Below are 258 nucleotides of genomic sequence, written 5' to 3' on the forward strand. Positions count from 1 at the left end.
CTTCTAAAGGAGTTTCCATTATTTCAGAATGGCATGGAACATGTCCGCCAAGCTCAGGAACATATTGGAATGGACATCCAGCTACGGCGGCAAGCTCAGCAAGCGGATATAATCCGCCGGCGATACATACGAAGTCTGCCTCGTGAATCGTTTCGCTGCCAGGAATAATCATTCCATTTACGTCCGTATCCGCTACTCGAACCCCTTCTACCTGATCCTTGCCAATGATTTCAACCGCTGCTTTTCGAAGCTGAAGCG

The 258-nt window shown here is 48.8% G+C and carries 1 pseudogene; it reads right to left on the bottom strand.

The window, feature by feature from the left end:
- Window positions 1-258, bottom strand: a pseudogene (locus RYX56_RS23550) (NAD(P)/FAD-dependent oxidoreductase); the annotation flags it as partial.

This window comes from Alkalihalophilus lindianensis (genome assembly GCF_032843265.1).
GTDB classification, from domain to species: Bacteria; Bacillota; Bacilli; order Bacillales; family Bacillaceae_D; genus Alkalihalophilus; species Alkalihalophilus lindianensis.